Source organism: Chondromyces crocatus, from assembly GCF_001189295.1.
Taxonomy (GTDB): Bacteria; Myxococcota_A; Polyangia; order Polyangiales; family Polyangiaceae; genus Chondromyces; species Chondromyces crocatus.
Window position 1 is genome coordinate 10,393,966 of the sequence record NZ_CP012159.1, and the last position, 25,862, is coordinate 10,419,827.

General features: G+C 67.6%; 19 protein-coding genes. 12 read left to right on the forward strand and 7 right to left on the reverse strand.

The window, feature by feature from the left end:
• The first annotated feature begins 9 nt into the window (after positions 1–9).
• The 4 genes from CMC5_RS37665 to CMC5_RS37680 all read left to right on the forward strand — a co-directional run bounded on the left by CMC5_RS37665 (position 10) and on the right by CMC5_RS37680 (position 3,893).
• A complete protein-coding gene (locus CMC5_RS37665) occupies positions 10–1,677 on the forward strand; it encodes a cyclic peptide export ABC transporter (RefSeq protein WP_050434919.1) in 1,668 nt (555 codons plus the stop codon).
• A gap of 54 nt (positions 1,678–1,731) precedes the next feature.
• Positions 1,732–2,346, forward strand: coding sequence for a YcjF family protein (locus CMC5_RS37670; RefSeq protein ID WP_050434920.1), 615 nt, complete (start codon positions 1,732–1,734; stop codon positions 2,344–2,346).
• Between the two features lie 15 nt (positions 2,347–2,361).
• Positions 2,362–2,607 carry a hypothetical protein gene (locus CMC5_RS37675; protein WP_050434921.1) on the forward strand — a complete coding sequence of 82 codons (246 nt, stop codon included), beginning with the start codon at positions 2,362–2,364 and terminating at the stop codon, positions 2,605–2,607.
• A gap of 107 nt (positions 2,608–2,714) precedes the next feature.
• Entirely contained in the window at positions 2,715–3,893 is a 1,179-nt protein-coding gene (locus CMC5_RS37680; RefSeq protein ID WP_050434922.1) for a prohibitin family protein, read from the forward strand.
• Positions 3,894–4,024: 131 nt separating this feature from the next.
• Here the strand turns inward: CMC5_RS37680 and CMC5_RS37685 are convergent, their stop codons facing one another.
• From CMC5_RS37685 to CMC5_RS37700, 4 genes are all read right to left on the reverse strand, one after another.
• Positions 4,025–5,608 carry a type 2 periplasmic-binding domain-containing protein gene (locus CMC5_RS37685; RefSeq protein WP_156339150.1) on the reverse strand — a complete coding sequence of 528 codons (1,584 nt, stop codon included), beginning with the start codon at positions 5,606–5,608 and terminating at the stop codon, positions 4,025–4,027.
• A 206-nt stretch (positions 5,609–5,814) separates the two neighbouring features.
• Positions 5,815–8,928: a serine/threonine-protein kinase gene (locus CMC5_RS37690; RefSeq protein ID WP_218920163.1), complete on the reverse strand. Its 3,114-nt coding sequence runs from the start codon at positions 8,926–8,928 to the stop codon at positions 5,815–5,817.
• Positions 8,929–9,218: 290 nt separating this feature from the next.
• Entirely contained in the window at positions 9,219–11,060 is a 1,842-nt protein-coding gene (locus CMC5_RS37695) for a sigma-54-dependent Fis family transcriptional regulator (protein ID WP_050434925.1), read from the reverse strand.
• A gap of 142 nt (positions 11,061–11,202) precedes the next feature.
• Positions 11,203–13,848: a DNRLRE domain-containing protein gene (locus CMC5_RS37700; protein WP_156339152.1), complete on the reverse strand. Its 2,646-nt coding sequence runs from the start codon at positions 13,846–13,848 to the stop codon at positions 11,203–11,205.
• Between the two features lie 1,001 nt (positions 13,849–14,849).
• On the opposite strand from CMC5_RS37700, the gene CMC5_RS37705 reads away from it, so the two are divergent.
• Positions 14,850–15,485, forward strand: coding sequence for a hypothetical protein (locus CMC5_RS37705; RefSeq protein ID WP_156339153.1), 636 nt, complete (start codon positions 14,850–14,852; stop codon positions 15,483–15,485).
• A gap of 3 nt (positions 15,486–15,488) precedes the next feature.
• Positions 15,489–16,271, forward strand: a complete 783-nt coding sequence (locus CMC5_RS37710) for a hypothetical protein (protein WP_156339154.1) — start codon at positions 15,489–15,491, stop codon at positions 16,269–16,271.
• Between the two features lie 240 nt (positions 16,272–16,511).
• Here the strand turns inward: CMC5_RS37710 and CMC5_RS37715 are convergent, their stop codons facing one another.
• Both CMC5_RS37715 and CMC5_RS37720 read right to left on the reverse strand, forming a co-directional pair.
• On the reverse strand, positions 16,512–16,871 hold the full coding sequence (locus CMC5_RS37715; RefSeq protein ID WP_050434929.1) for a hypothetical protein: 360 nt from the start codon (positions 16,869–16,871) through the stop codon (positions 16,512–16,514).
• A 100-nt stretch (positions 16,872–16,971) separates the two neighbouring features.
• Entirely contained in the window at positions 16,972–17,679 is a 708-nt protein-coding gene (locus CMC5_RS37720; protein WP_156339155.1) for an AgmX/PglI C-terminal domain-containing protein, read from the reverse strand.
• Between the two features lie 263 nt (positions 17,680–17,942).
• Between CMC5_RS37720 and CMC5_RS37730 the strand changes: the two genes are divergently transcribed.
• The 5 genes from CMC5_RS37730 to CMC5_RS37750 all read left to right on the forward strand — a co-directional run bounded on the left by CMC5_RS37730 (position 17,943) and on the right by CMC5_RS37750 (position 20,815).
• On the forward strand, positions 17,943–18,401 hold the full coding sequence (locus CMC5_RS37730; RefSeq protein WP_050434932.1) for a hypothetical protein: 459 nt from the start codon (positions 17,943–17,945) through the stop codon (positions 18,399–18,401).
• Positions 18,402–18,618: 217 nt separating this feature from the next.
• Positions 18,619–18,759: a hypothetical protein gene (locus CMC5_RS45380; protein ID WP_156339156.1), complete on the forward strand. Its 141-nt coding sequence runs from the start codon at positions 18,619–18,621 to the stop codon at positions 18,757–18,759.
• Positions 18,760–19,255: 496 nt separating this feature from the next.
• A complete protein-coding gene (locus CMC5_RS37735) occupies positions 19,256–19,636 on the forward strand; it encodes a hypothetical protein (protein ID WP_050434933.1) in 381 nt (126 codons plus the stop codon).
• A gap of 50 nt (positions 19,637–19,686) precedes the next feature.
• A complete protein-coding gene (locus CMC5_RS37740) occupies positions 19,687–19,932 on the forward strand; it encodes a DUF7336 domain-containing protein (protein WP_050434934.1) in 246 nt (81 codons plus the stop codon).
• A gap of 430 nt (positions 19,933–20,362) precedes the next feature.
• Positions 20,363–20,815, forward strand: a complete 453-nt coding sequence (locus CMC5_RS37750; RefSeq protein ID WP_050434936.1) for a hypothetical protein — start codon at positions 20,363–20,365, stop codon at positions 20,813–20,815.
• A 1,970-nt stretch (positions 20,816–22,785) separates the two neighbouring features.
• Here CMC5_RS37750 and CMC5_RS49035 read toward each other — a convergent pair.
• A complete protein-coding gene (locus CMC5_RS49035; protein WP_342673915.1) occupies positions 22,786–23,301 on the reverse strand; it encodes a heme-binding protein in 516 nt (171 codons plus the stop codon).
• 492 nt (positions 23,302–23,793) lie between these two features.
• Between CMC5_RS49035 and CMC5_RS45385 the strand changes: the two genes are divergently transcribed.
• A complete protein-coding gene (locus tag CMC5_RS45385) occupies positions 23,794–25,857 on the forward strand; it encodes a hypothetical protein (protein WP_050434938.1) in 2,064 nt (687 codons plus the stop codon).
• Positions 25,858–25,862: the final 5 nt, after the last annotated feature.

Sequence of the window (25,862 nt, forward strand, 5' to 3'; positions counted from 1 at the left end):
ACGACCGCGATGACGATCGTCGATCTGATCAGCAACGAAGCCGGCCCGGATCGCCGTCGCCTCCTCCTGGCGGCCACCGTGGCGGGCGCATCCAACGCGCTGATCCTGGCCCTCATCAACAAGGTCGCCGGCTCACCGCAGAGCGCGGGCCTCGGCATCTTCGCGATGTTCGGGCTGGCCGTCCTCACGTACGTCATCGGCGTTCGTCACACCTATCATCGCACGACCTACTTCATCGAGACGGCGCTCCACCGCATCCGGACCCGGCTCGTCGCGAAGGTCGAGAAGACCGGCTTTCAGCACCTCGAGCGCATCGGCAACGCCGAGATCATGGATCGGCTCACCGAGAACATGGCGGTCGTCTCCGAGTCGGGCGGCCACGTCTCCCATATCCTCCAGTCGCTCTCCATTCTCGTCTTCGCGACGTTGTACATCGCGACCAAGTCCCCCCCCGCGTTCGCGCTGGTCGTCCTCATCGTCGCAGCAGGCATGTCCCTGTTCATCTCCAAGAAGATGGAGGTGAACGCCTTCCTGCAGCAGAGCGCCCAGATCCGGCTCAAATTCTTCGAGCTGCTCTCGGACCTCCTCCGCGGCTTCAAGGAGGTCAAGTTCAGCCAGCGGCGGGGACGCGATCTGAGGCAGGACATCACCAACGCTTCCGACAACCTCCGCTCGGCCACCATGAAGGCCGAGGCCCTCTTCGACGACAGCGTCATCTTCGCCAACTGCAACCTCTACGCGGCGCTCGCTTCGCTGGTGTTCGTCCTCCCGCACCACGTGAACCTCGAACCCAAGCTGCTGACCATGATCGTGACCGCCGTCATGTTCTCGTGGTCTTCCGTGGGCGGCATCGTCATCGGTTACCCGCTCTACCTGCGGTCGAATCAGGCGCTGGAAAACATCCGCATCCTCGAAGAGAAGCTCGACGCTGCGGAGCAAGACGAGAGCAACACCATCGACCAGGCGGGCCCCTGGAGCGCACCGTTCAACAGCATCGAGGCCCGCGCCATCGAGTACCGCTACATCACCGACGACGCCTCCACGCCGTTTCATGTCGGCCCCATCGACCTCACCATCACCGCTGGCGAGGTCGTCTTCATCGTCGGCGGAAACGGCAGCGGCAAGTCGACCTTCCTCAAGGTGCTCACCGGCCTGTACCAGCCGACCCGGGGCACCCTGAAGGTCGACGGCATCCAGGTCACGCCGGAGAACGTCGCCTGGTTCCGGGAGAGGATCTCGGCCATCTACTCGGACTTCCACCTCTTCTCGAAGCTCTACGGCTTGCTGTCGATCGATGAGGCGTCCGTTCGGCGCCTGCTCGCGCAGATGCAGATCGAAGACAAGACGACCTTCACCGACCAGGGCTTCACGAACCGTCACCTCTCGACGGGACAGCGCAAGCGCCTCGCCTTGATCATCACCCTGCTCGAAAACCGTCCCATCTACATTTTCGACGAGTGGGCGGCGGACCAGGACCCCGAGTTCCGCAAATATTTCTACGATGAACTCATTCCGATGCTCAAACTGCAGGGCAAGACCGTGATCGCCGTCAGCCACGACGACCGCTATTTTCGTTGCGCAGACCGCGTGATCACCATGGAATACGGCGCCATTCGCTCCATCGAGACGATGACGCCGGGCACGAGCCCCACGCACGACAAGACTTCGGCCGCCTGAATGGGGCCGCATCGTCACTTCGTTTCAGCAACCTGAACCCAGGAGTCACGAACCATGGCCACCGAGACCGTCACCACCACGCAGACGAAGCAGCCCGGGAAGCACGAGATCAAGGAAGAGATCAAGACCGAGACCAAGGACGGCACCAAGGTCGAGGTCAAGCACGAGGTCAAGCAGGAGACCAAGACCGAGGCACCGCCCGCCGATCCCTTCTCGCGCGTGGGTCGCGCCGAGGCGATCATCCAGCGGAACGTGATCTGGGCCCTCGGGGCGGGCGCCATCCCGGTCCCCGTCGTGGATCTCGCTGGCGTGTTTGCCGTACAGCTCAAGCTGCTCAAGCAGCTCTCCGATCTCTACGGCGTCAAATTCAGCAACTCCATCGCCAAGAAGATCACCGGCTCGCTCCTCTCCAGCGTGGGTGGCGTGGGCATCGGGACCGTCATCGGCGCGGGCCTCGCCAAGCTCGTACCGACGGTGGGCACGGCGCTCGGCGTCATCGCGGTGCCGGTCTTCGCCGGTGCGTTCACGCACGCGACCGGCCGCGTCTTCCTCATGCACTTCGAGTCGGGCGGCACGTTCCTCGACTTCGACCCCCATACCATCCGCGCGCACTTCCGCCAGGAGTTCGAGAAGGCCAAGGAGACCGTGGGCCATACCCGCGCCGCCTGAGAGCACTGACGTCCCATGAACCTGGCACCGATCTTCCTCTATGGCCTCCCCATCCTCACGGTGTTCGCCGTGGGGTTGCTCGGGAGTACACGGCGGATTGGCTTCTGGCTTGCGGTCATCCTCTCGGTCGTGCTCACGCCCATCGGAGGCTTCGTCGTGGCGCTGCTCTCCGGACCGAAGAAGTACAAGCCCAAGTACGTCACGAAGAAGACGGGCCAGGGGCAATTGACGGCGTCACCGGGAGCGAACGCCGGAGGCTGAACAGGCCTCCGGCTTCGCCTCACGGCGGCCCACGAGGTGGCTCACGCCCCTCGCTCCACGTCCCCGGAGCTTCGAGACAGCACCGTCGCTCTCGCTGAAAAGACACCATGGCTTACCGAGATCCAGAGACCGACCCGACAGATCCTGCGAGCGAGAAAGACAAGAAGGAAGAAGAGCCGCTCACCTGGCGAGGCCGCCTCTCCCAGTGGGTCAACCAGGCGCAGTTCCTCGTCTACACGGTCCTGGTCGTCGCCCTCATCACGCTCGGCTTCCTCTGGCAGCGCATGTTCGTGACGATCCAGCCGGGTCATCACGGCGTCATGTACCGGTTCCTGGCGGGAGGTACGGTGACCGATCGGATCTGGGGAGAAGGCCTGCAGGTCATCCCCCCGTGGGATCGACTGACCATCTACGAGACCCGCCTCCAGCAGCAGACGCTGAAGTTCGACGTCCTCAGCGAGGAGGGGCTCGCCCTGGGCGTCATCGCGTCGGTCCGCTACCGCCCACGCCAGGACATGCTCGGCTTCCTGCACCAGGACATCGGCGCCGACTACTTCGAGCGCGTCATCAAGCCCGAGGTCCAGGCCCACGTCCGCCGCACCTTCGGCAGCCGACCCGCGCACGAGATCTACTCGAGCGCACGCGACGTCCTCCAGGAACTCGGTCGCGTCCCCGAGGTCGGGCGCGTCGAAGACACGGACGTCGGCGTCACGGCACGCTCTTACGTGGAGATCCAGGAGCTGAAGCTCCTCGACGTCAAGCTGCCCGACGTCGTCACCGCCGCCATCGCCGAGAAGTACCGCCAGGAGCAACTCATGCTCGAGTACCGTTACAAGCTCGAACGTGAGGAGAAGGAAGCCGAGCGCAAGCGCACCGAGGCTGCCGGCATCCGCGACTTCAACCTCATCGCCGCCAAGGTGTCACCCGACCTCCTCCGGTGGCGCGGCGTGGACGCGACGCTCGAGCTCGCAAAGTCCCCCAACACCAAGGTCGTGGTCCTCGGCGCCGGGCAAGGCAACAACCCCGTGCTCATCAACCTCGTCGACAGCCCGAGCGGCCCGCCCCCCGCGAACCCCGCCGCCACCGACACGGCCAGCAGCGCTGGGGGGAACGAGGCCTACGCCGCCCGGACCGCGACGGGCGCCACCATCCAGCCACCGCAGACCGCCACACCGGAGGTGCAGACGGTGGCCCCAGGTGCCCCCAAGGCGCCTTCCAACGCCTCCGAGCAAGCCAAACCCTCCGGTCCTGCAGCTTCTGCCGCACCCGCAGCGCCCGCCCCCTGATCCCCTGACGCCCAGACACGGCGCCCTGCCGACGAGAACGCCTCGGACCTGATGCCCATGGCGCCAGGGAGAGGGCGAAGTCCCCGGCGGCCTGAAGGCTCCCGCCGCCATGAGAGGGACCCGAGCGGCGTTCAGTTCCGACCGGTTGCGTCTTCCCAGAGCCCGATCAGCCCCTGGATGCCCGGACCATCGAGGCGTGGCGGCTCCTCCAGCGGCACCTGGAACGAGATCCCGTAACGACGCAGATGGACGAAGGGGTTCGTGTAGGAATCGAACGCTCGGATCGACACCTCCGGGCTCGCAGGGCGGAAGCCATACTCGATGGCTTTCTCCTGGATCGGCCGGCTCCGCAGGAAGGAGATCCACCTCTCGGCCGCCTCGCGCTGCACACCGAGCGCTGGATCATCGGGCCACAGCATCACCACCGGGTGCTGGTTCACGATCGTCGGCTGCGGGTAGATGACACGCATCGTGCGCATCACCCGCGCGTGATCGTCGATGCGCTTGAGCACGGAAAAGACCAGGTGCTCGTACGTCAGGATGCCGTCGAACCGCCCACCGCCGACGTTGAACATCGTCTCGGTCAGGAGGCGGGCCGACCAGAGCGGGTTCTCTAGCCCTCCCTCGCAGCGCCCCAACCAGTTCCGCAGATCCTCGTCCCGCTCGGCGAGCGACTGCGTGAACTCGAGACGCAGATGTTCCCCCGAGATGATGAACCGCTCCGCGTCCGCTCCGGTCAGGCCGATGCCCCGGGCCGTTTCGTCGGCCAGCGGTGGCCGCCGATCCGGCGGCATCACGTAGTCGTAGGCCATCAGGTAGAGCGCCTCGAGCCCCGACGTCGAGCGCGTCGGCGAGGTGTGCCCGAACTTCACGCGCCCCCAGCGCTGGATCTCGTTCACCGTCGGGAACTCGGGCGTGTACTCCACCTCCACCGGCGGCGGCGGCGGCGGCGGTTTCCGCGCCCCTCGGGCAGGCTTCACCGGGGGTGCAGGAGGCGGAATCAGCGGCTCGTACCAGTCGATCCAGCGCCCCGGGACGCGGTCTTCGAGCGCCACATAGAACGGCTCCGGCTCCTCGGGCACCAGCGCGCAGGCCATCTCCGCCCAGGGCCCCGGACCATGCCAGGGCACCCGCGGCCCTCCCTTCGCCTGCGCGTCCCGGATCGCGTCCAGCACACGCATCCGGTCCTCCCAGACCAGCGCGATCAACGGAGAGCGCGCCAGGGAGATCTGGTCCTCGATGCGGAACAGCACATCCTTCGACTGGTGCTTCCAGTGATGGTCGATGTAACGCAGCGCGAGCTCGTCGGCCGGCGCCCACAGCGTGGGCTTCACCTCGCCCAGCAGGATGACGTCGGCGGCCTCCAGGTCCTCCCTGGGATCGAGCTTCACCTGGATGTTCGGACACAGATCCGAGAACTGCTCCGCCGCGTCTTCGATCCAGCGCCGCTTGTCGTCGCTGTACACCATGCTGATGACGTGCGGGATCCCGGTCCTCGTCGGCTCCCCACAGACACTCCGATCGATATCGGTCAGGAGCTTCACGTTCACGAGCCGGTCCGGCGCAGGGCCCGCCGGTTTCGCGTTTCCCCCTCGCCACAGGAGGTAACCCATCCCGACGAGGACACCGACGATCGCGACGAGCGCGCCTATTTCCCGCGTGGGAAACAGCTCCCTCGGGGGAGACGGCGGGTCCTTGTGGATCGCTTGCGACACGGCCGCGGATGATGCCAGCAACCATTCCAGTGAGCAAACACTTCGTGGCGCAAACGGAGCCACCCATTCACGCAACCACCGTCCACACGTTCAATCGATTCCTGGAGGGTACACGGCAGACGACCAATACGATCATCAGCGCTCCATCAACCGATTGAATCAACTATCACCAGCTCGATCGCCACGACTGTCCCGGCCCATGCGCTTCATTCACGAGACGCCTCGGCGAGCGCGCTCAGAAGCTCCCGCTCGAGCAACGGATTCTGCAGCACGGCCGACATGAGCGCCGGGTATGCCTGCCGCTTCGCCTCGGCCGCGGCGATCGGGTTGGCGGCGGCCTGCGCCACGCCTACCTGCAAGAGGAACAGCCTCCCCTGGACGGCGAGTGCGCTCGCCAGGCGTGGGTTTCGCATCAGGGCCATCTCGGCGAACGCGAACCCCTCCTTCAACAACGCCTCGGCGCCCTCGCTCGACCGACGCGGGAGCTGCGCCAGCGAGAGCGCGCAGGCTTCGGCCAGCAACACATACGGCTCGGGATCCGCGAGGTCCGGGACGAGCCACGGCGAGAGTTTCTCCTTCACCGCCTGGATCACCGCGAGCCCATCGTCCGTCGTCTTCCCTTGCGACACCGCCCACGCCCCCGCGACCAGCTCCACCTGTGCCAGCCCCACAGCGAAGGACAGCACCCAGGGCACCTCCGCGGCCCCCGCGGCGAACGCGCCCCTCGCCCGCCGGAGCGGCTCTCCCGGATCCCGCCCATCGCGCACCCGCTGGCGCGCCTCCACGAGCGCCACCATCCCCTCGACATCGCGCGCCACGGCCATCCCCGGCGCCGAGACCTCCAGCAACCGCAGCGCCGTCACGGCCTCCGCGAGCGCCCCCTGCGGACTCTCGCCGCGCGCCTGCGCATCCATCGCACGGATCAGGTGCGCCTCGGCTGCGTACCTCGCGAACCCATGCCAGCCCGGGCTCCGCGCCTCGCCCGCCCTCAGCGCCTCCAACGCGCGACGCATCACCTCCTCCGGCGACCGCCCCTTGTCGAGCAACCAGTAGCCTTGCTCCAGGAACAGCGTCGCCCGCTTCGCGTCGCTCATCGAAAGGCTCGCCCCGCGCGCCGTCCCCTCGTCGAGCAGGGCCAGCGCCCGCTCCACCGTCGGCTCCACGGACACACCCCGCCACCGCTCGACCCGCACCATCATCGCCAGCACCGTCGCCAGCGACTCCTGCGCCGAACCGTACGGCGGGAACTTCGCGATCCCCGCCTCGTACACCTCCGTCGCCCGCCGCACGCTCGCTCTCGGCGCGATCCCTCGGTTCAGCTCCAGGAGCATCTGCGCCCGCAGCGCCGTCCCCAGCGTCTTGTAGGCCTCCAGCTCGTTCGGGTTCGCCGGCAAGGCCTCCTCGGCGAACCGCACGGCGTCGCGCACCTCGCGCTCCGGCGCCTCCCCGGGCTGCGGATCCCCTGCCAGCGCGTAAGCGTACAGCGCGTGCAGATCCGCCCGCGCGCGCAGCGTGAGCGGGTTCAGAGGATCCGCGATCACCGCCTTCTCGCACGCCACCCGCGCCCGCCCGAACCTCGGTCGCGGCGCCTCCCCGTGGAACCGCGCCGCAAACATCGTCCGCGTCCCCAGCAAACAAGCTGCGCGAAGCAGCTCCGGATCGCTCCGCGCCACGTCCTCTGCCGTCTGGAACGCCGCCTGTGCCGCCTCCAGCCGGGCCGACATCACGCCCCATGCGTCGGGGCGACCGCTCGTCCAGTCGCGCAGCGACAGCCCGGCGAGCGCCTCTCCTTCCAGCCGCTTCGCCTCGAACAGCATCGGCGACTGCTCGAACGCCTCCGCCGCCCGGACCCGCGCCTCCTCGAACTCGCCCGCGTAGTACGCGCGCAGCGCCTCCCCGTACGCCAGCGGCTCCAGCTTCCCGGCGGATGCCTGGCCCAGCAACGCAAGCGCTGGCGCCTGGTAGCGCGCGTCGATCTCGGCGAGCCGTGCGGTCCGCTCTGCCTCGTCCGCGATCCGATGCACCTCCAGATAACGCCGACCGTGCAGCTTGAGGAGCGTCGTCCCCAGCGCGTAGTCCAGCTCCGCGGGCGCATACCCGGCGGCCCTTGCCGCCTCCAGGTGCGCTTCGGCCTCCTCCAGATCCCCCACCGAGAGCCGCCCCCTGCCGATCGCGTAGTGCAGCGGCCCCTGCGCGGCGCGCCCCGCATCGGACAGCCGCCTCTCCAGCCCCGACAGGCGCTCCCGCACCAGCGCCCGCTCCCTGTTCACGTCGTGCAACGGCATCTGGTACGCGCTGCGCATCAGCAGCTCCATCCCCGCCGCCTCACGACCCAGCTCCTGCGCGAGCCGCGCCGCCGCGTCGGCCTCGCTGCGCACCCACAGCACCGCCACCACCGCGACGGCCGCCAGAAGCACCAGGGTGCTCACCGCCCACAGCTCCTTGCGGCGCCGCAACCGCCGCCACATCCGCGCGATCGTCAGAGGCCGCCGCGCCCCGACCCGCTGCCCCTCCAGGAACCGCTGCAGATCTTCGGCCAGCGCGCGCGCCGAGCCGTACCGACGCGCCGGCTCTCGCGAAAGGCACGTCATCGTCACCGCCTCCAGAGCCGCCGGCACCTCTGCGCCGACCGACCGAAGCGGCGCTGGCTCCTCGCTCGCGATCCTCGCCAGGATCTTCCAGGGCGCGTCGTCCACATAGGGGGGGCGACCCGAGAGCAGCTCGTACAGCGTCGCGCCGAGGCTGTACACATCGGTCCGCACGTCGATTCGCCCGCCCGCCGCTTGCTCTGGTGCCATGTAGGCGGGCGTCCCCGCCACATCACTCCCGAGCGTCTCTTTCCCGGCGCCCCCTCCGACTTCCCGCGCCAGCCCGAAATCCACGATGTACGGCTTCAGGCCTCCGCCGGCCTGCGGCTCCACCAGGATGTTCCCTGGCTTCAGATCCCGGTGCACCAACCCCAGCCGGTGCGCCGCGTGCATCGCCGCGCTCACCGCCCGCATGATCTCCACCTTCTGCGTCAGCGTCAGGCGTGGCGACAGCCGCCACAGCGGCTCCCCCTCCACGAACTGCATCACGATGTAGGGCTCACCATCGACCTCCCCCGCGTCGTACACGGGGCATACATTCTCGTGGTGAACGCGCGCTTGCGCCCGAGCCTCCCGCAGCAGCCGCCGGTGGCGCGCCGGATCCCCGTGCTTCAGCAGCTTCACCGCCACCTCGCGCCCGAGACGCGGATCATGGGCCCGGTAGACCACCCCGACCCCCCCCTCCCCCAGGAGACGGATGTCCTCGTACCGCGCCTGAAGCGACAGGGGCACCTGAGGCCGCTGTGGCCGTTCGACCCAGCCGGATGCCGGCATGGTGTCATCGAGCGCGGCGTCTTGCGTCGGAGCGCCAGCGGCTGGTTCGGGGCTGCTCAGCCCTTCACTTGAACGAGCCCCCATCCGCTGACGATAGTCCCGCTCTTGACGGAGGTGGTTCACAGAACGCCGGACATCGAGCCCTCACCAGGAAGCGCCGCGCCTGCCCCCGGCCAGTCGGTACACCGAGGGCGGCCGGTGCACCGTGACAGGAACGAAGGCGACCACTTTTCCATCTGTAACATAACTCAACCGTCGCGCGAGCGAAGCCCGAAGCGGTCCACCCGCCGCACCATCATGATCCGCGTGATCCCGAGCAGCCGCGCCGCTTCCGCGACGTTTCCACGCGCTGCCACGAGCGCCTCCTCCACCAGGGAACGCTCCATCGGATCCAGCGCCGCGAACCGCGCCGCGAGCGACATCCCCGTCGTCAGCGACGACGGCGACAGCGCGGCCCTCGACACTGCCGGGCTGAGATCGTCCAGCTCGATCACCGCCCCTTCGGCCTGAATCGCCGCCCGCTCGACCTCGTTCCTGAGCTCTCGCACGTTCCCCGGCCACGGGTAGGCGTGCAGCGCAGCCAGCGCCGCCGGCGAGAAGCCCAGCAGACGCTTGCCCAGGTTGAGCGCCGCGGGCTCCAGGAACGCCGCAGCCAGGAGCGGCAGGTCTTCACTTCGTTCCCGGAGCGGCGGCACCGCGATGTCCCCCACGTTCAGACGAAAGAAGAGATCCTCCCGGAAGCGCCCCTCGGCAGCTTCCTTCCGCAGGTCCTTGTGCGTCGCCGCGATGACCCGCACGTCGACCAGCGACGGCTGCTCGGCCCCGAGCGGCAGCACCTCGCCCTCCTGCAGCACGCGCAACACCTTCGCTTGCGCCATCGGGCTCAGATCACCGATCTCGTCGAGGAAGAGCGTGCCGCGGTGAGCGAGCGCGAACCGACCCCGCTTGTCACGCTGGGCCCCCATGAAGGCCCCTTGCACGTACCCGAACAGCTCCCCTTCGATCATCGTCTCCGGGATGGCTGCACAGTTCACCGCCACGAACGGCCGCTCTGCTCTCGCCGACGCCGCGTGCAGCGCCCGCGCGACCAGCTCCTTCCCCGTCCCGCTCTCGCCGTGAATGAGCATGTTCGTCCCGCTCGCCTGAGCGAACTTGACGATCTGGGTCTTCAGCCGCTGCAGCAGCGGGCTCTGCCCGATCAGCTCCGCCAGCGGGCCCGTGTGCGGCGACTGGCCCGTCGCCTCCGCCATCACCAGCGCGCGCTGATGCTGCTCGGCCCTCTCCAGCGCTGCCGCCGTGAGGCGCCCGAGCGCGCTGAGAAAGTCGAGATCCTCCGAGCCGAACGGCGCGTTCTGGTTCCAGTGATCGACGTACAGAAATCCGAGGACCCGCCGCCCCGACTCGAGCGGCGTCCCCATCCCCGAGCGGCTCGCCCCCTCCATCGGCGGTGACGAAGCCCCGGGCTCACGCCCCCCGCGCAGCAGCACCGCCTCACGCCGCACCAGCAACGCGTCCAGGATCGGCCGGCTCAGCACCACCTCTCCCTCCACCGTCGCCCCCGCCCGCGTGCGCAGCACCTGCCGCAGCGGCGCGTCCTCGTCGCCCTCACGCAGCGCCGCCAGCGCCCGATCGCAACCGAGCACCCCGAGCACCGCGTCCAGCATCCGCCCGAGCAGCTCCTCCGGATCGCCCATGGCCCCGATCGCACGCGTCACCTCGACCAGCAGCCCGAGACGCCGATCCGCCCGGTGCAGCTCCAGCGTCTCCGGCGCGAGCGACGGCTGCGCGTGCGCGATCTCCGCGCGCTCGTGCTCCGTGAACGTCAGCTGAGCGGGCCCGATCTGGAGGACATCCCCCTCCCGGAGCTGCGCTCGCTCGGTGCGGATCCCATTGAAGAACAGCCCGTTGGAGGAGCCGAGATCCCGCACCCCCCAGCCGCTCTCGTCCTGCTCGAAGCGGGCATGCTGACGTGAGACCTGCTGATAGACGAGCAGAAGATCGCTCGGCGCCTGACGGCCGACGCTCAGACCTTCGTGGAGAAGAACGGAGACGGCAACCTGCCCTGGCTCGCGGACGATCAAGTACGGCATGAGGGGACTTCCAGGAGACCATAGCCCAGCGCCATGGCCCTCCCAACGCCTCCAGCAGGCCGCCGCGGAGAAGGTCGCGATCAGGACACCGACCGGGGCGCGCGCGGAGCGCAGGACCCGATCGGTGCTTCAACGAGAGACGTCAGGGGAAGGGATAGTAGCAAACCTCGAGCTTCGGACGCCGCGCCTGCGTGCTGTCCTCCGAGGAGCGGTAGAGCATCCGGACCGCGCCACTCTGGAACCACACACCATTGTTGGCTGTGTCACCGCTCACCCACTGCCGCACGATGCTGGTCAGGTCGGCAGAGCGAGGACCGTAGCTGAGCCCCGCGGCGAGGCTCGAGAGGCTACCCAGCGAGGCCGGGCCGAGACCCGCAGCGCCGATGGTGTTGTACACCCCCGTCGCCTGGGTCCAGGGGACGAGGATGGGGTGCAAGGTCACCGGCGTGTTCGGCGTGGCCGTGTACTTCTGCTCCAGCGTCAGCGTGCTGGAGACGACCGTGACCGAGGGGCTCAGGAAGCTCAGATCGAACCGCACGATGCCGAAGGCGTCGCCCAGGATGGGCCGGTTGCCCGTGAGCAGCTCGGGGTAGGTCGTGGCGCTCTGGTCGTTGGGTGAGCCGGCGGAGATCGTGCTGTCGGCCACCCCGTTGCGCGGCGCCGCCAGACCATCCTGCACCGTCACGCAGCCCGACTGGCACGCCGCGGGCGGCAGCACCACATCGGCAGGGCAGGTCGTCGCCGACCCGTTGCAGACCTCGACGACATCGCACCCATCCACCGCCGGGCGGCAGACCGAGCCCGAAGCGCGCACCGAGCAGGTCCCGTCGACCGCCGCGCCCGCCGCCTGGCTGCACGCCTGGCAGTCGTTCTGGTTGTTGCCGCCGCAAGCGCTGTTGCAGCACACCCCGTCGACGCAGAACCCGCTCAAGCAGTCGACGCCGAACTGGCAAGCCACCCCTTGCCCGTTGCCCACCGTGAACGACCCCGTCGCCGACGACTCCGCCAGGTTCACCGACAGGTCGTTCGTCGCATACCCACCGAACTTCGCCGAGAACGACTGGAACCCCTGCGGCGCGTTCGCCGGCACCAGCCAGTCGTACGTGAAGATCCCCTGCGCGTTCGCCTGCACCGTCGCGATCGCCGCACTGCCCCCGTAGAACGTCACCGTCCCCTGGGTCACCGCTTGCCCGTTCTGCCGCTGCACCCGCGCCGCGAGGTTCGCGTGCGTCCCCGGGCTGACCACCGCGCCGTTCCCCGACACGATGATCGTCGACGTCGGCGTCGCGCTGACCGTCGGCTGCTGCGGAATGTTGACGTTGTACGTCACCGTGCGATGCGCCGGCCCGCTGCTCGTCGCGTACGTGATCGTCGCCGTGATCGGCACGACCACGCTCCCCGGCTGGTTCGGCGCGAAGGTCACGCTCACCGTCGACGTCGCGCTCTGGTTCGGGTTCAGCGTGAAGCCGCCGTTCGTCTGGGTGAGGTTCGAGATCCCCGCCCAGTTGCCCCCGAGCGTGATCGAGTACGAGTTCGCCGCGTACCCGGTGTTCGTCACCGTGAGGTCGAACGTGCTGGTCTGCTCCACCGGCATGAGCGGCTGAACCACCCCGCTGGGCGGCGCAAGCTCCACGTCGACGTTCAGCGTCCCGTAGCAAGCCAGCGCGATCGACGCATAGATCGACGGCACATCCGGCGCGTACCCCGGCAGGCTCCAGCTCCCGTCCCAGTGGCTGTCCCCCGTGCCGCAGTAGTTGTTCGCCGTGCCGCACTGCCGCTGCGCCAGCCAGTCGATGCCATCGAACACCGCCTGGCTCTCATCCGAGCGCACCCCCATCAAGCAGAGCCCGTACAGCGCCTCCGCCGTGCTGAGCACGTTCTGCCCCCCGAGCGCCGCATCCCCCCAGCCCTGACCGGGGTTGTGCCGCGCCAGCAGGTCGGCCCGCATCGACGCCAGCACCGGATCGCTGTCCGGCGTGCGCCCCGTCGACGCCGCACCGATCGCCGCATACGCCACATCCAGCGTCGTCCACGAGCTCCCCGTCCGGGCGTAACGCGCCTCCAGCGAGTTCGCGAGCGAGTTGGCGAAGTTCTGGTACGTCGTCCGCTGCGCCGGCGTCAGGGCGGAGTCGACCTCGACCAGCGTGTGCGCCGCGATGGCGAACTGCGCCGTCGGGATGATCCAGTTCGAGTCCGTCGGGAAGGAGTTGTGGTCCTGAGGAACGTAACGGCTCGTCGTATTCGCGTGGGGCAGCCCATCATTCCCGAACGAATAGTTGTAGTTCGCCGTCGCCGAGAGCCCCCAGTCCACCCCCTGCCGGAGGTCCGCCAGGTACGCCGTGCTCGTGTACTGCGTGTACCCGGCGAGCCCGAAGATGTTGTACCCCGACTTGGAGAAGTCATAGACGCCACCATGCGTCCAGCGCCCATTCGGCTGCTGCTCCGTGACCGCAATGTAACGCGCCAGCCAGCCGATACCGGTGGTGATGCTGGTATCGACGTCATAGCCGGTGTGCCCGGCCAGCGCGGCGCCATAGAGAGGCGCGCCTGCCCGGTGACAGGCCGCGCAGTTGTTCACCTTCACCCAGGCCACCGTGTCGTCGACCGTCCACGTGACGCCCTTCTGAGCGACGGCATCGATCTGCGGCCCCGTGAGCCGCATACCGACCTCTGCGATGGCCTCGTCCCCCCCCACCTCCACCACCGAATCGTCCGATTCGGTCGTGCACCCCGAGAACAGCCCGACCGTGGTAGCGACCGCCACCACCGTCATGAATTTGATATTCATTCCACGATCCTTCCATCCACGAACAAGAAATGGACGCACGCCTCTCCGTTACCGGCGCGCGACAGACGAGCGCCCTCTCTCCCCGGGGGCGAAGCACGTGCGGGAGCCCGGTGCATGACCGGCGATTATTGATCGTGTTGCTATCACGCCCCTCGAGCGAAAGGCAATGAGGGACGACCGACGCGCTACGCGTATTCGGTGCCGTTCACGAGAATGGTGAATCGCAAAAACTTACAAAGTTAACACCCCTCCTTGGTGCGACACAAGGCGCGTCTTCACGAGACCTCCCACCCCGCAATGGGCACAGGAAGAAAACCTTTCGTGATACCACGTTCGCCGCGCGGCCCACAAGACGGCCCGCGCCGTGTCACGAAACGCGCTCCTTTCGGTGACGATCTCTGACGAATACGAACAACCAGTGGAGCCGTACGGGCGCGGAGGACGCTGGATGACCACCGATTCCCAGCGACCCCGAGCCCGGCGAGCCCAGCGACCCCGAGCCCGGCGAGCCCGGCGAGCCCAGCGACCCCGAGCCCAGCGAGCCCAGCGAGCCCGAGCCCGGCGAGCCCGACGAGCCCAGCGAGGACGACGGGGTTCAGCGAGCCCAGCGAGCCCGACGAGGACGACAGGACCGGCAAGGTGAGCCGGTGGCCCTCGACGCTACGCGTTGCGTCGTTGCGATGGTCCCACCTCGCGACAGGGCCCCCCGCCGTCATCGCTCTACCAACCAGAAGCGCTGCCTATCCGCAACATTCCGGATCACAGGGATCAAAGTGCCGCCCTGAGGAGATGCGCTCCCGTCATGCGCATACACATGCCGTTTGGTTGCATCCAGATGAGGGCGAGAGGGTCTGGATGGCCGAAACCCATGCTTCGTCTCATGCAGGGTGGCGCCGTACCAGAGGACCTGCACCGCTATGCCCAATGCCGAACCAGCGACCCATGATAGGCTCGCCAATCAAGGGAAACCGATGTCCCACCCGCTCCGGGGGACGACGAGCATGAAAACGCTGCGCATCTTTGACCTGACGATAAGCGTTCCCGACGACGTGCAGATGACCACCGAGCCATCGTCGCATTGGTCCTCCACATATTATTTCTATGGCCCGTCTGTCAGCGGATTTCGCGCCGCCTTCACACGTGACGCCGCAAAGACCGGGTACATTACGACCTACGAGTCCGAGACGAGCTGCCGTTTCAAGCAAGGAGAGCGCACCATCCTGCTCAGCCAAGTAGACCAGACCCAGCTCAAACTCATCTTCACAGACGCCGCAGCGCTGCCACGTGCGCAATGCACCGACCAGAGCATCTGTCTGGCAGGCATTGAACTCACCCTCCCCGCGGGTGTGGAAATCCGCGCCGGCCGTGAGTGCCGCCGTGGCCCCTACTGGTCGGAGGCCGTGTGGTGGCTTCGCGGCGTCGAAGCGCTCGACGTCGCCACCCACATCCATCACGAGCTGAACGCAAAAAAGATCACCTCCAGAGCCGTCTGCACCCCCGCCAGAGGACAGGTCCCGCCGTGCTGGAAGGTCAAAGGCGAGCAGACCAAGCAGCTGCTCGTGCAAGCCTCCCTGACCGAAAACGAGCGTCACATCGAGCTCGAACTGGCGGTATACGGAGCGTTCAATCCCGACTGAGCCTTGTTCTCCCTGCGCCTGCCTCTCCCCTGCCCAGAGCCACGCCGCTCACGCTCGTGCGACGCTCCCGGAGCCTCGCGCAGCCCTTCGTGGCAGGTCTCACACGACAAGGATCGCCCGATGGTTTCACAATCCTTCATTGGCCGAGACATCTTTTCAGCGATCTGGGGCCTGGTCATTCTGAGCGCCGCGGCGGAGCACCTCGAGGATTTGCGGCTCCCGTTTGATCCTCAACTCCAGCAGTTCGCGGCAAAGCACGACAGGAGCCTGTCCGCCCTGTGGCACGCGGTGCAGGCGTATGCGTGCCTCAATGATGCCGTCATGACGATCTCGATCGAAGACTCACCCTGGTTCGATCCGGAGTCGACCTTCTACGAATTCGAGATGCTGAAGGCGTGGCTGGTCCTCGGGAGCCTGGAGTCCCAACGATTCAGGGAAGAGGGGGTGGTTGAGCGCCTCACCTTCGACCACGAGAACATTCGCCGCACCTGCACCGACCTCCTCGCCAAGCTTCTCGACTCCCTGCTCAGCGGCCACTGGGCCTTCTGCGTCGACGGCCGATCCGGCACGGAGCCGCTGACGGATGCCACTCGGCGACTTCAGGAGGTCTTCCAGCACCTGACACCGATCCTGGAGAGCGTTCGATTTCCGTCGAACGCCCCCTTCACAATCGCCTTCTCGACCTGGCTCCCCACCTGGAGCGCCGACGACGTCTTTCCAGAAGCACAGAGCTACGCTGTCTACATCGACGCCTGGATTGAGCACATGCGCACCGCCCGTCCGTAGAAGCCTCGCCTCTCCCTCTCGACGCCACGGAGAGGGGCATTCGGCGTCCAAGGGCAGTCGGTTGCGGACCGACGGCGGCTCATGATTCCATGACGGCAAAGGGCCAGAGACGCATACCGACGATGCTGAACACGGTGCACAGATGCTCGGAGCCCTCGACGTCAGCTGAGCCCTGAGCCCGTCCCCAGCCCGTCGCGCCAGCCCTGCGTCACGACCGAGGGAGACCCCTCGGCCTGCCCCTCATGGTTCACGCGCCTGGTTCGCGATCACCTGCTCCGCCCGCGCATTGCCCGCAGGGGTATTCGCAAACCAGCAGATGGCCACGAAATCGGTATCCACGCCTGCGGCACGCCAGTCACGCTCGATCCTCGCAAACGCTTCCGGGACCGGGACTGACCAGGCCTTGAACTCTGGGAGGGTATCGCCCACCTCCATGAGCCCGCGACCCAGAAGCTCATGGATGAGGCCCATCGTTGCACGGACGAGCGGTTCACCCGAGAGCCCAGTCTCAGCCTGGACACAGCCAAACACGACGGGCGAATAGACCCAGTCATCGAAGCCATCCACGAGGATCTCATCCATCATCTCATCCCGCGTCATGAGTGATCCTCCTCGAAACGAGGCCTCTCCTGCGAAACGAGGCCCCCTGCCCTGACCCTTCGCGCTCCGAAGCCGGCCGTCATCGCCGCCCGTGTGCCCGTCACGGCATCTCCGGGGACGCGAACCTGAAGTGGGTGGTGGTCGTGACCTCTCCCCCCTCGGGCGGTGGGAAGGTCATGCGCTCGAAGGCCGCCTGAACGCAGCGCACCATCGCCGTGTCCATCATGCGCGCGGCCAGGCCTCGGACCTGGGTCACGCGCCCGTCCTTGCCAATGGTGAAGCGCAAGGTCACGCGGCCCTCCAGCAGCGGGTCACGGGCGAGGGCCGCGACGTAGCAGGCGTGGATGCCCCTGACCTGCGCTTGCACGACCCGCCGGATGACCTCCTGGGGCAGCTTCCCCGGGCCCGTGGTCATGCTCTGCCCCGCCCCGGCGCTGACCGGCGTCCTGTCCGGGGAGCCCGTCCCGACGACCAGGGTGCCTGCCCGGACCGCATCGAACTCGTCGTCGTGAAAGCCCGGCCCGCCGAGCGGATCGCCCGCAGCAGGCGACGCTGGCCTCGCGGCGGCAGGCATCGGCGCAGCGCCGGCCGGCGCTGGTTCGGCAACGGCAGGCGCCCCCTCCGCGGGCTGCGGACCCGTGGGTGCGACCCCTGGCCCCCTCGGCGCAGCCCTCGCGCCCTCCGCGCTCCCCGGAGGCCTCCCATCGACGACGACGACCCCGACCGGCGACGCTGGAGGCCGCTCCGCGCTGCACCCCGGCGCAGCAAACAACGGCAGCAGGGCCAAGGAGAGCGCACGCGAAGGCATACCCCCACACTCCGTGCGCACGCGAAGCCCGTCAAGAGACCCCTGTAGGCCAGCGCATGCGTGGCAAGTCGAAATGCGGCATCTGTGGTGATCCACGCGGCTCGGAGGCCAAGCCGATCTGGGCACCTGACCCCCGCCTCGGCTGGGCGAAATCGGCGAGCACTTGGCCTGCGGGCAGGATGCCCCTCACCATTGACCTCCAGGTCATCCTGACCTGGGCGAAGCAGACGCAACCCCGAACCGAAGCGTGAAGGGACCACGACATGCGCCAGAAACCGCGGTTCCGACACGCACACGCCGTCGAGTCGATCGGCATCCTCTCCGCAATCGCGCCGCAACAAGTGTTCGAGCAGGCCCGCAGCGAGCTTCAGAAGCGCACCGGTACCCTTCCAGGAGAGGAGCGGGCGGCAATCGCCAGCTACCTGCGTGCCGGTGCCATCGTATTCGCCATCATGGAACACACGACAGACGTCCTGGAGGGAGCCTTCGGCGTTCCAGGCGGCAGCGGGGTACGGACCGACGGCGCGTACTACTGGCGAGGTGACGCCGCGGACTACGTTGAACGCTACTGCATCGCGCCGTCCGACGATTTCCTCAGCCACGGGCGCGCGTTGCAGTGGTCGCCTCGCCCCATGGCAGAGGAAGACATCGCCGGCGTGTACGATTACCTGATGGCCAACATGCGCCAGATTCGTCGTGCCAGAAAGCGGCACAGGACCTGACCGTTCGCGACCGCGACGAACGAGGAGTGGCATGCACACGCATGGGTTTGCTCAGCCAATGACTCGTCTCTGGAAGAACAGATCCCGTTCTGTACACCGCCACGCTGCGCCAATCAGGATCCTCACAGCAAAACACGATCATGCAGTACCCCTCATCCCGCAACCTGGAGGGGCCGACCAACCAGGTCACCCAGACGGTGGCGCCCACGACAGCCGGATGCTCGAGCCGCGCCTCGATATCGACGAGCCCCTTGCAGAGCTCAGCCACGTCGAACCACGCCCCGGCAGTCCCTTCGAACAACCCGCGCAAGAAGCTGGTGCAGCTCTCACGACCGAGCAGATCAGCGGCAAGGTCTGACAGCCGTTCCTCTCTGCTCAGCTCGGACTCGCTCTGCATGCTCATTGAACGACCTCGCGTGAGTCGTCTTTATCCCTGCTGCCGAGATACCGCTCGACACCGAAGGTCATCCACGATGACGACTGGCTCCGCTTCATCGCCAAGATTCTCGCAGAGGGCCACACTTTCTACGTCATGGTGTGAATGACCCGTACCCTCGGATAACGTGTCATTCATGGCAACGAACCGGGAGCTGCTCTCCTTCTGGCACGACAAGAAGGTCCCGCTCGGCCCATCTACATGGTCGGGACCCCGGATGGATTTCCATTGAAGCCATCGGCCGCCTTCGATGAATTTCTCGATCTCTACATCCATGATAGTGAGTTCCTCTACGGCTGAAAACCGCTCCCAGCAGGCTCACCTCCGAATCATCCCTGGAGAGTCCCCTTCTTCTCTGGAAAACCCCATTCACCATGAACGTTCAGCCCCTGAATGAACCAGAAAGGATCGAGGCGTCATGAAGAGCATCGTGCAGGCCGACTTCATGGAATCAGAGTTCGAGCAATACCGTGGTGCCGAGGCGATGGTCTGGAGGTACCACGCCACGTTCAGACGAATTGCGATCAGCCTCAGTCTTCCTGACCGCAACGAAGCACTCTATCTGGTTGCCTTGGGATGCCGGCACATCAGGGGCCCATTCGACTGGAGCAACGCTGACATCAGGATCCACACGGATTCCAGCCCGGCTTTCTACGATGCACCGTGTCGTATCGTCGACGAAGCGGCCCGGTTCGAGCTGCTCTGTAACGGATGGGGTCTCGTGAAGGCCCTCCCGGAGGATTTCGAGACGAGCGCTGAAAATTTCCTGGGTCGTTTTCCGGATGATGATGTGGAGTAGGCCATGGGCAGCTCGTGCATTCGAGCCTCCACCCAGGAAGCCACAAAGAGATGAAGCACGTCTACATTCTCACCCATGAGTACGAGGCATCCGAAGGGGTGGATGAGACCAAGATGATTGGCGTGTATTCCAGCAAGGAGAAGGCGGAGATGGCCATCACCCGCCTGATCACACAGCCAGGATTTCGTGATTACAAAGACTGCTTCAACATCAGCAAGACGACCCTGGACGAGGATCACTGGACCGAGGGATTCATCCGCTGGGAGGAGGCGATGAGCGGCCCGCCGAAGCCCTGATCACGAGGAATCGCTTCATGACGGCTGGCAACGCGCATTGCGCGGGAGAGAAGCCCACAACCGAGTGCACGGCAGGAACAGGCGATGCGTATCGTGCTCGATGAATCCACGCTCACGCAAAGTGACGACGCGAGCCGCTCGATCACTGGCGTGCTGCGCTGCACGGAAGACCGGCGCGATGCGGGTGTCGTGCATGAGGAGCACATCGACTTGCCCGACCTCGCAGCGCAGGTGCGGCGACTTGCTCGGCATGGACGACTCTCCTGCTGGGAGGGTCTCTCGGGATAGCATCTCTCGTTCGTGAGGTTCCTGTCGATGTCCAGTGTGATGCCCGCAGGGGCGGCACACGTGACGTCAGCCTGGATGATATGATGCGCCATGAGCGTCGCATTCCATGCCGCGAGCATCGCATTCCACGATGAGAGGCACCATGGGCTGGAGAGAAGAGGCTATCGCGAACGACTGGTTCTTGAACTGCATCGCGCTGATCAAGCGGTCGCCTGGGATGTGGGTCCCGACGAAATCGGCGCGCGAGCTGGATCTGTTTTTCCTGGGCTACATGAAGGCGAGGAACGACCTGGGCTTGCCAGAATACGGGGGCAGGGAATGCGGCCTGCTCGAAGCGTTTCAGACCTGGCTGTGCGCGAAGCTGAACCTCGATCCCCGCGTGGGTTGGGTTCACTGTGTCGAACAGCTCGATCGACGACCCGAGAACATTGGAACATTCGTGTCGCTGTTCGAAGAATTCCTGGGCACTCTGGGAAAAACGCTCCCGGAAGCCGATCCGGAACAATGGGTTGGCATGAAGCCTCCTCGCTCGGGGAATGCGGAGGATGCGGATGTCGAAGAGCGTCCGTCGATGACCGAGCGCTTCGATCCTTGAGAGCTGAGGAGCCTGAGAGCTGAGGACATCTGGCCCCAGCGCTCAGGTATGCAGTGGCCTGGTACGCAAAGACGTTCAGGGGGGCTGAAGCAACGGCACTGGCCCTCCACCCGCTGGGCCCCGCTGCTCCCTGCGCAGCAGGCCCCCCTCCCCCCCCGCGCTGACCCCGCCGCTCCCTGGGCACCGGTCTGCCGCACCTGCCTCGCTCCTGCCGCTTCCCGCGCACCAGTGCCCTCCCCCTGCTTCGCCCCCGCCGCTCCCCGCGCACCGGCCCTCTCCCCCCATGGGGACCCTGCCGCTCCCCGCGCACCAGCCTTCTCCCCCCGCCGGGACCCTGCCACTCCCCGCGCACCGGCCCTCTTCCCCCATGGGGACCCTGCTGCTCCCCGCGCACCAGCCTTCTCCCCCCGCTGGGACCCCACCGCTGCCCGCGCATCAGTCCCTTCCCCCCGCTGGGACCCATTTGCTCCCTCCGCAATCGGCCGCCTCCACCCCTGTCATCTCCTCACTCACGCACAGCCACCCACCTCACCACCGACAGTGGGCTGCCAGCTCACCAAAATCCTCCAGGCACTACGGATTCCCCTGGTTTCAGCCGGAGCGGCGGTTCACGTTCTCGAAGGAACCCACCTCGCCTCGCAGGAGACAGAGGCGCCAGCCCAACCGATCCGGGAGGAGCAGCGAATGAGCGGTCTGTCGAGATTAAGCCGGCCGGAGATGCGGACCATTGCGGGGCAGCTCCTCGAAGGGCTGCAAGCGCGCGCGGCATCGGGGCCGCCGGAGCCTTCGCTGGATGATTTCATTCCGCAGCTCGCGGCCGTGAACGCCAGATTGAGCGGACATCTCGCGGGGGGCGCGGTCGCGGATGCCAGGCGGCGCTCGCAGCTCGTGCGGCTCGACGAGGCGGATGACGAGGTCGACACGTGGCTCCGGCATGTCGCGGGTTTCCTGGAGGTGGAGGCACGCCGTCGGACGGGCAACCTGCAAGAGGCGGTGAAGGCGCTGAAAGCGCAAGCGTTCCCCGAGGGGCTTTCGCCGATCCGCGCGTATGTGCCGGAGGAGAATCTCTACTGCCGCACGGCGATCGCGGTGCTCCAGAGCGCCGCGCATGCGCCGACGGTGGCGGCAATCCGGTTGCCCGCGGACTGGCTGACGGCGTGGGCCACCGCCATCGAGGCGAGCGAGGCGGCCTTCATCGAGGCGTCGAAGGCACGGCAGGCACAATCGCACCACGTGAGCCACGGGATGGATGCGAAGGGGGAGTTCGTCGAGGTGGCGCGGCGGCTGCGGCACTATGTGCAGAGCCGGGCGTCGCGGCGCGAGAAGAGCCGGGTCGACGAGGGGGAGCGGTTGCTTTCGCCGCTGACGCTGCCGCTGAAGAAGCTGCGGATGGAGGACAAGGCGCGGGCGACGCGGCGCGAGAAGGCGGCGCAGGAGGGCTCGGCTGCGCAGGCTTCGCAGCAAGGTGAGGTCGCGCGGGCGGCACAAGAGGGCTCGGCCGCGGAGATGGCGCCGGAGGGGGAGAGCGCGCGTGCAGCGCTGGAGGGGTCGGGCGCGCAGGCTTCGCAACAGGGTGAGGTCACGAGCGCAGGCGTGGAGGGGTCGGACGCGAAGGTCACGCTGGAGGATGAGAGCGCGAGGGTGGCGCAGACGGGATCGGCCGCGGAGAGGCCACAGGCGGATGAGGCTGCGGATGCAGCGCCGGAGGGCTCGGTCGCGGACATGGCGCTGGCGGGGGCGGTCGCGAGCGCAGCACAGGAAAGCGCGGCCGAAAGCACGGAGGCCTCGCAGGTCACCGCGAACGGCCTGGATGCGGCGAAGGGGAGACTCGTTTCCGAAGAGAGCAACGCCAGCGACGTCCCTGGAGGCGGTGATGCGGGAGAGGGGCCAGGGGGGCGTGGAGGTGCCGCCTTCGGGCGATGTCGGCCCGAGGAGGCTTGCGAGGGGATGCGCACGAGGCGGGGGAAGGGTCAGGGGGTGGAGGCGGCGATGCCGGCCGCGGCGACGCGCTGGTCTTGCTCGACGGAGCTGGCGCTGACGCCGATCGCGCCAATGAAGGCGCCGCGCTCGTCTCGAAGGGGGATGCCGCCGGCGAAGGGGATCAAGCCGCCGCTCGTCTGTTCGAGTCCGTAAAGGGGGCGCCGGGCTGGACGAGGGGGCCGAGGTCCCTGGTCTGCGTCTTCATGGCGAGGGCGGTGTAGGCCTGGGCGCTCGCTGGGCTCCGTGGACGCTGGTTTCGGGCCACTCGACGCTGGTTCCGGGCCACTCGTCGACGAAGCCGTTGCGGTTGACGGGTCTCGCTTCGAGGATCTCCGTTCTTCGAGCGTGCCGCTGGGGTCACCCCGGCGCGCTGTGGCTCCATCTTCCTCGCTCATCGTTCGAGCCGTGTCCGCGGTACGAATCGGGCCGCGTGACGCTCGTGTCGTAGCTCGGTTCCTTCGTGATTGAAGCTCCGAGGTCCGGGCACCCATGCGCAGCGTGATCATTTCGCGCTTTGCCTGGGTGCTTTGCCTGGGTGCTTTGCTTGGTGATTACGAATTCGAACCGTTGGTTCGCCTTTCTCCTGCGTGGCTCACTGACAGTTTCGCTTGAGCTTCATGGGTATGTGTCGAGCGTGGGACCACCGGCCTCTGCCGAGTGACGCGGGAATGGGTTTGTGGGTGACGATCGACACCATCGATCAGCTCGCCTTTCGCAAGCGGGCGCGCGCACACGGAACGGAGGAGAGCGCCGAGCGGAGCAGGGGCCGAGCCTGCTGCAAGAGGCGAGGCTGAGAGGCGAGGCGCGAGAGGCGAGGCGCGAGAGGCGAAGCGTGCCAACGGGTGCGAGCCTGGCCACGAGGCGCGAGCGTGAACGGGCCGCGAGGCGCGAACCCCACGAGGCGCGAACCCCACGAGGCGCGAACCTCGTGACCTCCGGGAGGCGTCGTGGCTGCCGTCGTTCTTGCAGCGTCCACGACGCGCAGGTAATCGCATGTCATGGAGAGCCCTGATCTGCGTCGGGACTCGGCAGGAGCGCGGCTGTGCCGTGCTTTCTATCATCCTCGAACGAGCTGCCTCGCGGCGGATCTGAAGCGCGCTCGGGAGGCCCTCCTCGGGGAGGGTGGGCAGCCGGCGTGTTCTGCGGGGGAGGAGGTCGATCGCATCGACGGCTGGCGTTCTCCGACCCGGGAAGGCGCGTGGCAGCACGTGCGGCTGCCGGAACCCGTGCTGCACCCGGCCGCCACGATCGCCTGGGGGGAGGTGCTGGGCTGGCGCGCGACGGCGACCACGGCCCTGCTCGAGGGGGAGGTGTTCGTGGACCCGCAGGGACAGCTTCGGCTGTGGCCCTGGTACCGGGAGGAGGATGGGGTGGAGCATCCTCGCGCGGTGCAGCGCGCCGCTCGGCTGGGGGTGTTGCTGCCGGAGCGGTTCCTCGATGAACCGTGGGAGTCGGCCGAGTACCTGCGGCGCACGGGGGCAGAGGCGCTGATGCGGCTGGTGCGGGAGCGCGGGCTGGGAGACCCCGCCGATGCGCTGGTGGAGGTGGTGCCGGTACCTCCGCAGCACGAGCGTCCGCAAACGAAGCTGGAAGGGGAGCGGGAGGTGGATGCGCCACTGACGCAGCGGCTGGAGCTGCTCCTGCACGTGGCGCAGTCGTGCAAGCTGCTGCTGGCGGAAGGGACGTACCGGGAGCTTGCGCTGGAGCGGCTTCGGGGGGCTCTTCAGCTCGTCATTGCGGCAGCGGAGGGCGCGGGTGGCACCGAGGGCGCGGGTGGCGCCGAGGGTGTAGGGGGCGCCGAGGGTGCCAGGGGCGCTGGTGAATGGGTGGGGGCGCCGGAGACCTGGCGGCCGACGTTCGAGCTGCAGGGGCCGCCGCCGCTCCCCGAAGAGGGGGAGTCGATCGCGCCCTCGCCCGAGGCGTTCACGACGCTGGAGCGGCTGTGGGCGCTGGAGGAGGGGGTGCTGCTCGTCTACCAGGCGCTGCTGGTCTGGGTCGATGCCGGGGGGCTGGTGCGAGGGCAGTGGCGCTACACGGGGACGGTGGAGCACGCGGCAGGGCGGCTGGTGCTCGTGCAGTTCACGGATGGCTTTCACGCGCTCGACGTGGTCACGGGGAGGTGGCTCTCGGGGACGCTGGATCCTGCGGTGTGCTTCGGAGGTCCGCTGTCGCAGGCGCCCGAGACGCTGCCGGTCGGGGCCGAGAACCTCCAGGAGAGCTGGCCCTACTTCGTGCTCTCGCCGGATGGGCGTCACGGTTGGCACCCGGATGGGAACACCGGCATCGTGCGGCTGGAGGATGGGCTGCTCGTGGCGGATGAGGGGGTCTTCGGGGGGTTCGAGGCGAGCGAAGGGGGCGAGGACGAGGGGGACGAGGGCGACGAGGGGGACGAGGGCGACGAGGAGGGGGGCGAGAAGGACGCGGGCGGGGACGAGGGAGAGCGCGAGGACGACGAGGGCGCGCGGCGGAGGGGTGAGGGGCGGACGCTGATCGCGTCGGAGCAACTGCCGACGCCGGGGGCCAGGATCTTCGTGCTGGATGGGGTGAGGTTCACGCTGCGGGCAGGGACGGAGCACACGGTCCGTGATGGTCGGGCTGCGGCGTTTGCGCTGGGGACTGGTGGGTTCCGAGGGCTCATGGGGGGGGCGCTGGTGGAGAATGCGCGGCGGGTCGCGCGGCTGGGGATGCCGTGCAACCACGCGGCGTTCTCGCGGGATGGGGCGACGCTGTGGGCGCTGGGGCCCGATCATCTGCATCGGGTGCGCTGGGAGGAGCAGCCGCGGCATGCAGGGTCGTTCGATCTCGGTCCGCTCGCGGGGTTGTTTCGTGTGGATCCGGAGGAGCGGCTCAGCCCAGCGGAGCGGGCGAAGCTGCTCCACTGGTTCGGTGGGGTGGCCGGGGTGGGGGCCGCGTCGCTGGTCGCGCTGGTGAGGGCGACGGGGGCGTCGCCGGAGGCGCTGGAGGCGGTGCAGGCGGCGTGCACGGGCGCGGGGTCGCCGCGGCTCCAGGTCCATGCAGAGGCGGTGGGCGCGGCCGGCGTCACCAGGGGGGAAGGGAGATGAGCCCG

What these genes read in the sequence shown, in the direction of transcription:
- CMC5_RS37730 (WP_050434932.1), top strand. Translation starts at nt 17,943, where the DNA reads ATGCGCCAGAAACCGCGGTTCCGACACGCACACGCCGTCGAGTCGATC.
- CMC5_RS37720 (WP_156339155.1), bottom strand. Translation starts at nt 17,679, where the DNA reads ATGCCTTCGCGTGCGCTCTCCTTGGCCCTGCTGCCGTTGTTTGCTGCG.
- CMC5_RS49035 (WP_342673915.1), bottom strand. Translation starts at nt 23,301, where the DNA reads ATGATCACGCTGCGCATGGGTGCCCGGACCTCGGAGCTTCAATCACGA.
- CMC5_RS37700 (WP_156339152.1), bottom strand. Translation starts at nt 13,848, where the DNA reads ATGAATATCAAATTCATGACGGTGGTGGCGGTCGCTACCACGGTCGGG.
- CMC5_RS37675 (WP_050434921.1), top strand. Translation starts at nt 2,362, where the DNA reads ATGAACCTGGCACCGATCTTCCTCTATGGCCTCCCCATCCTCACGGTG.
- CMC5_RS37695 (WP_050434925.1), bottom strand. Translation starts at nt 11,060, where the DNA reads ATGCCGTACTTGATCGTCCGCGAGCCAGGGCAGGTTGCCGTCTCCGTT.
- CMC5_RS37715 (WP_050434929.1), bottom strand. Translation starts at nt 16,871, where the DNA reads ATGACGCGGGATGAGATGATGGATGAGATCCTCGTGGATGGCTTCGAT.
- CMC5_RS45380 (WP_156339156.1), top strand. Translation starts at nt 18,619, where the DNA reads ATGCTCGAGCCGCGCCTCGATATCGACGAGCCCCTTGCAGAGCTCAGC.
- CMC5_RS45385 (WP_050434938.1), top strand. Translation starts at nt 23,794, where the DNA reads ATGGAGAGCCCTGATCTGCGTCGGGACTCGGCAGGAGCGCGGCTGTGC.
- CMC5_RS37735 (WP_050434933.1), top strand. Translation starts at nt 19,256, where the DNA reads ATGAAGAGCATCGTGCAGGCCGACTTCATGGAATCAGAGTTCGAGCAA.
- CMC5_RS37665 (WP_050434919.1), top strand. Translation starts at nt 10, where the DNA reads ATGACGATCGTCGATCTGATCAGCAACGAAGCCGGCCCGGATCGCCGT.
- CMC5_RS37680 (WP_050434922.1), top strand. Translation starts at nt 2,715, where the DNA reads ATGGCTTACCGAGATCCAGAGACCGACCCGACAGATCCTGCGAGCGAG.
- CMC5_RS37705 (WP_156339153.1), top strand. Translation starts at nt 14,850, where the DNA reads ATGAAAACGCTGCGCATCTTTGACCTGACGATAAGCGTTCCCGACGAC.
- CMC5_RS37740 (WP_050434934.1), top strand. Translation starts at nt 19,687, where the DNA reads ATGAAGCACGTCTACATTCTCACCCATGAGTACGAGGCATCCGAAGGG.
- CMC5_RS37670 (WP_050434920.1), top strand. Translation starts at nt 1,732, where the DNA reads ATGGCCACCGAGACCGTCACCACCACGCAGACGAAGCAGCCCGGGAAG.
- CMC5_RS37750 (WP_050434936.1), top strand. Translation starts at nt 20,363, where the DNA reads ATGGGCTGGAGAGAAGAGGCTATCGCGAACGACTGGTTCTTGAACTGC.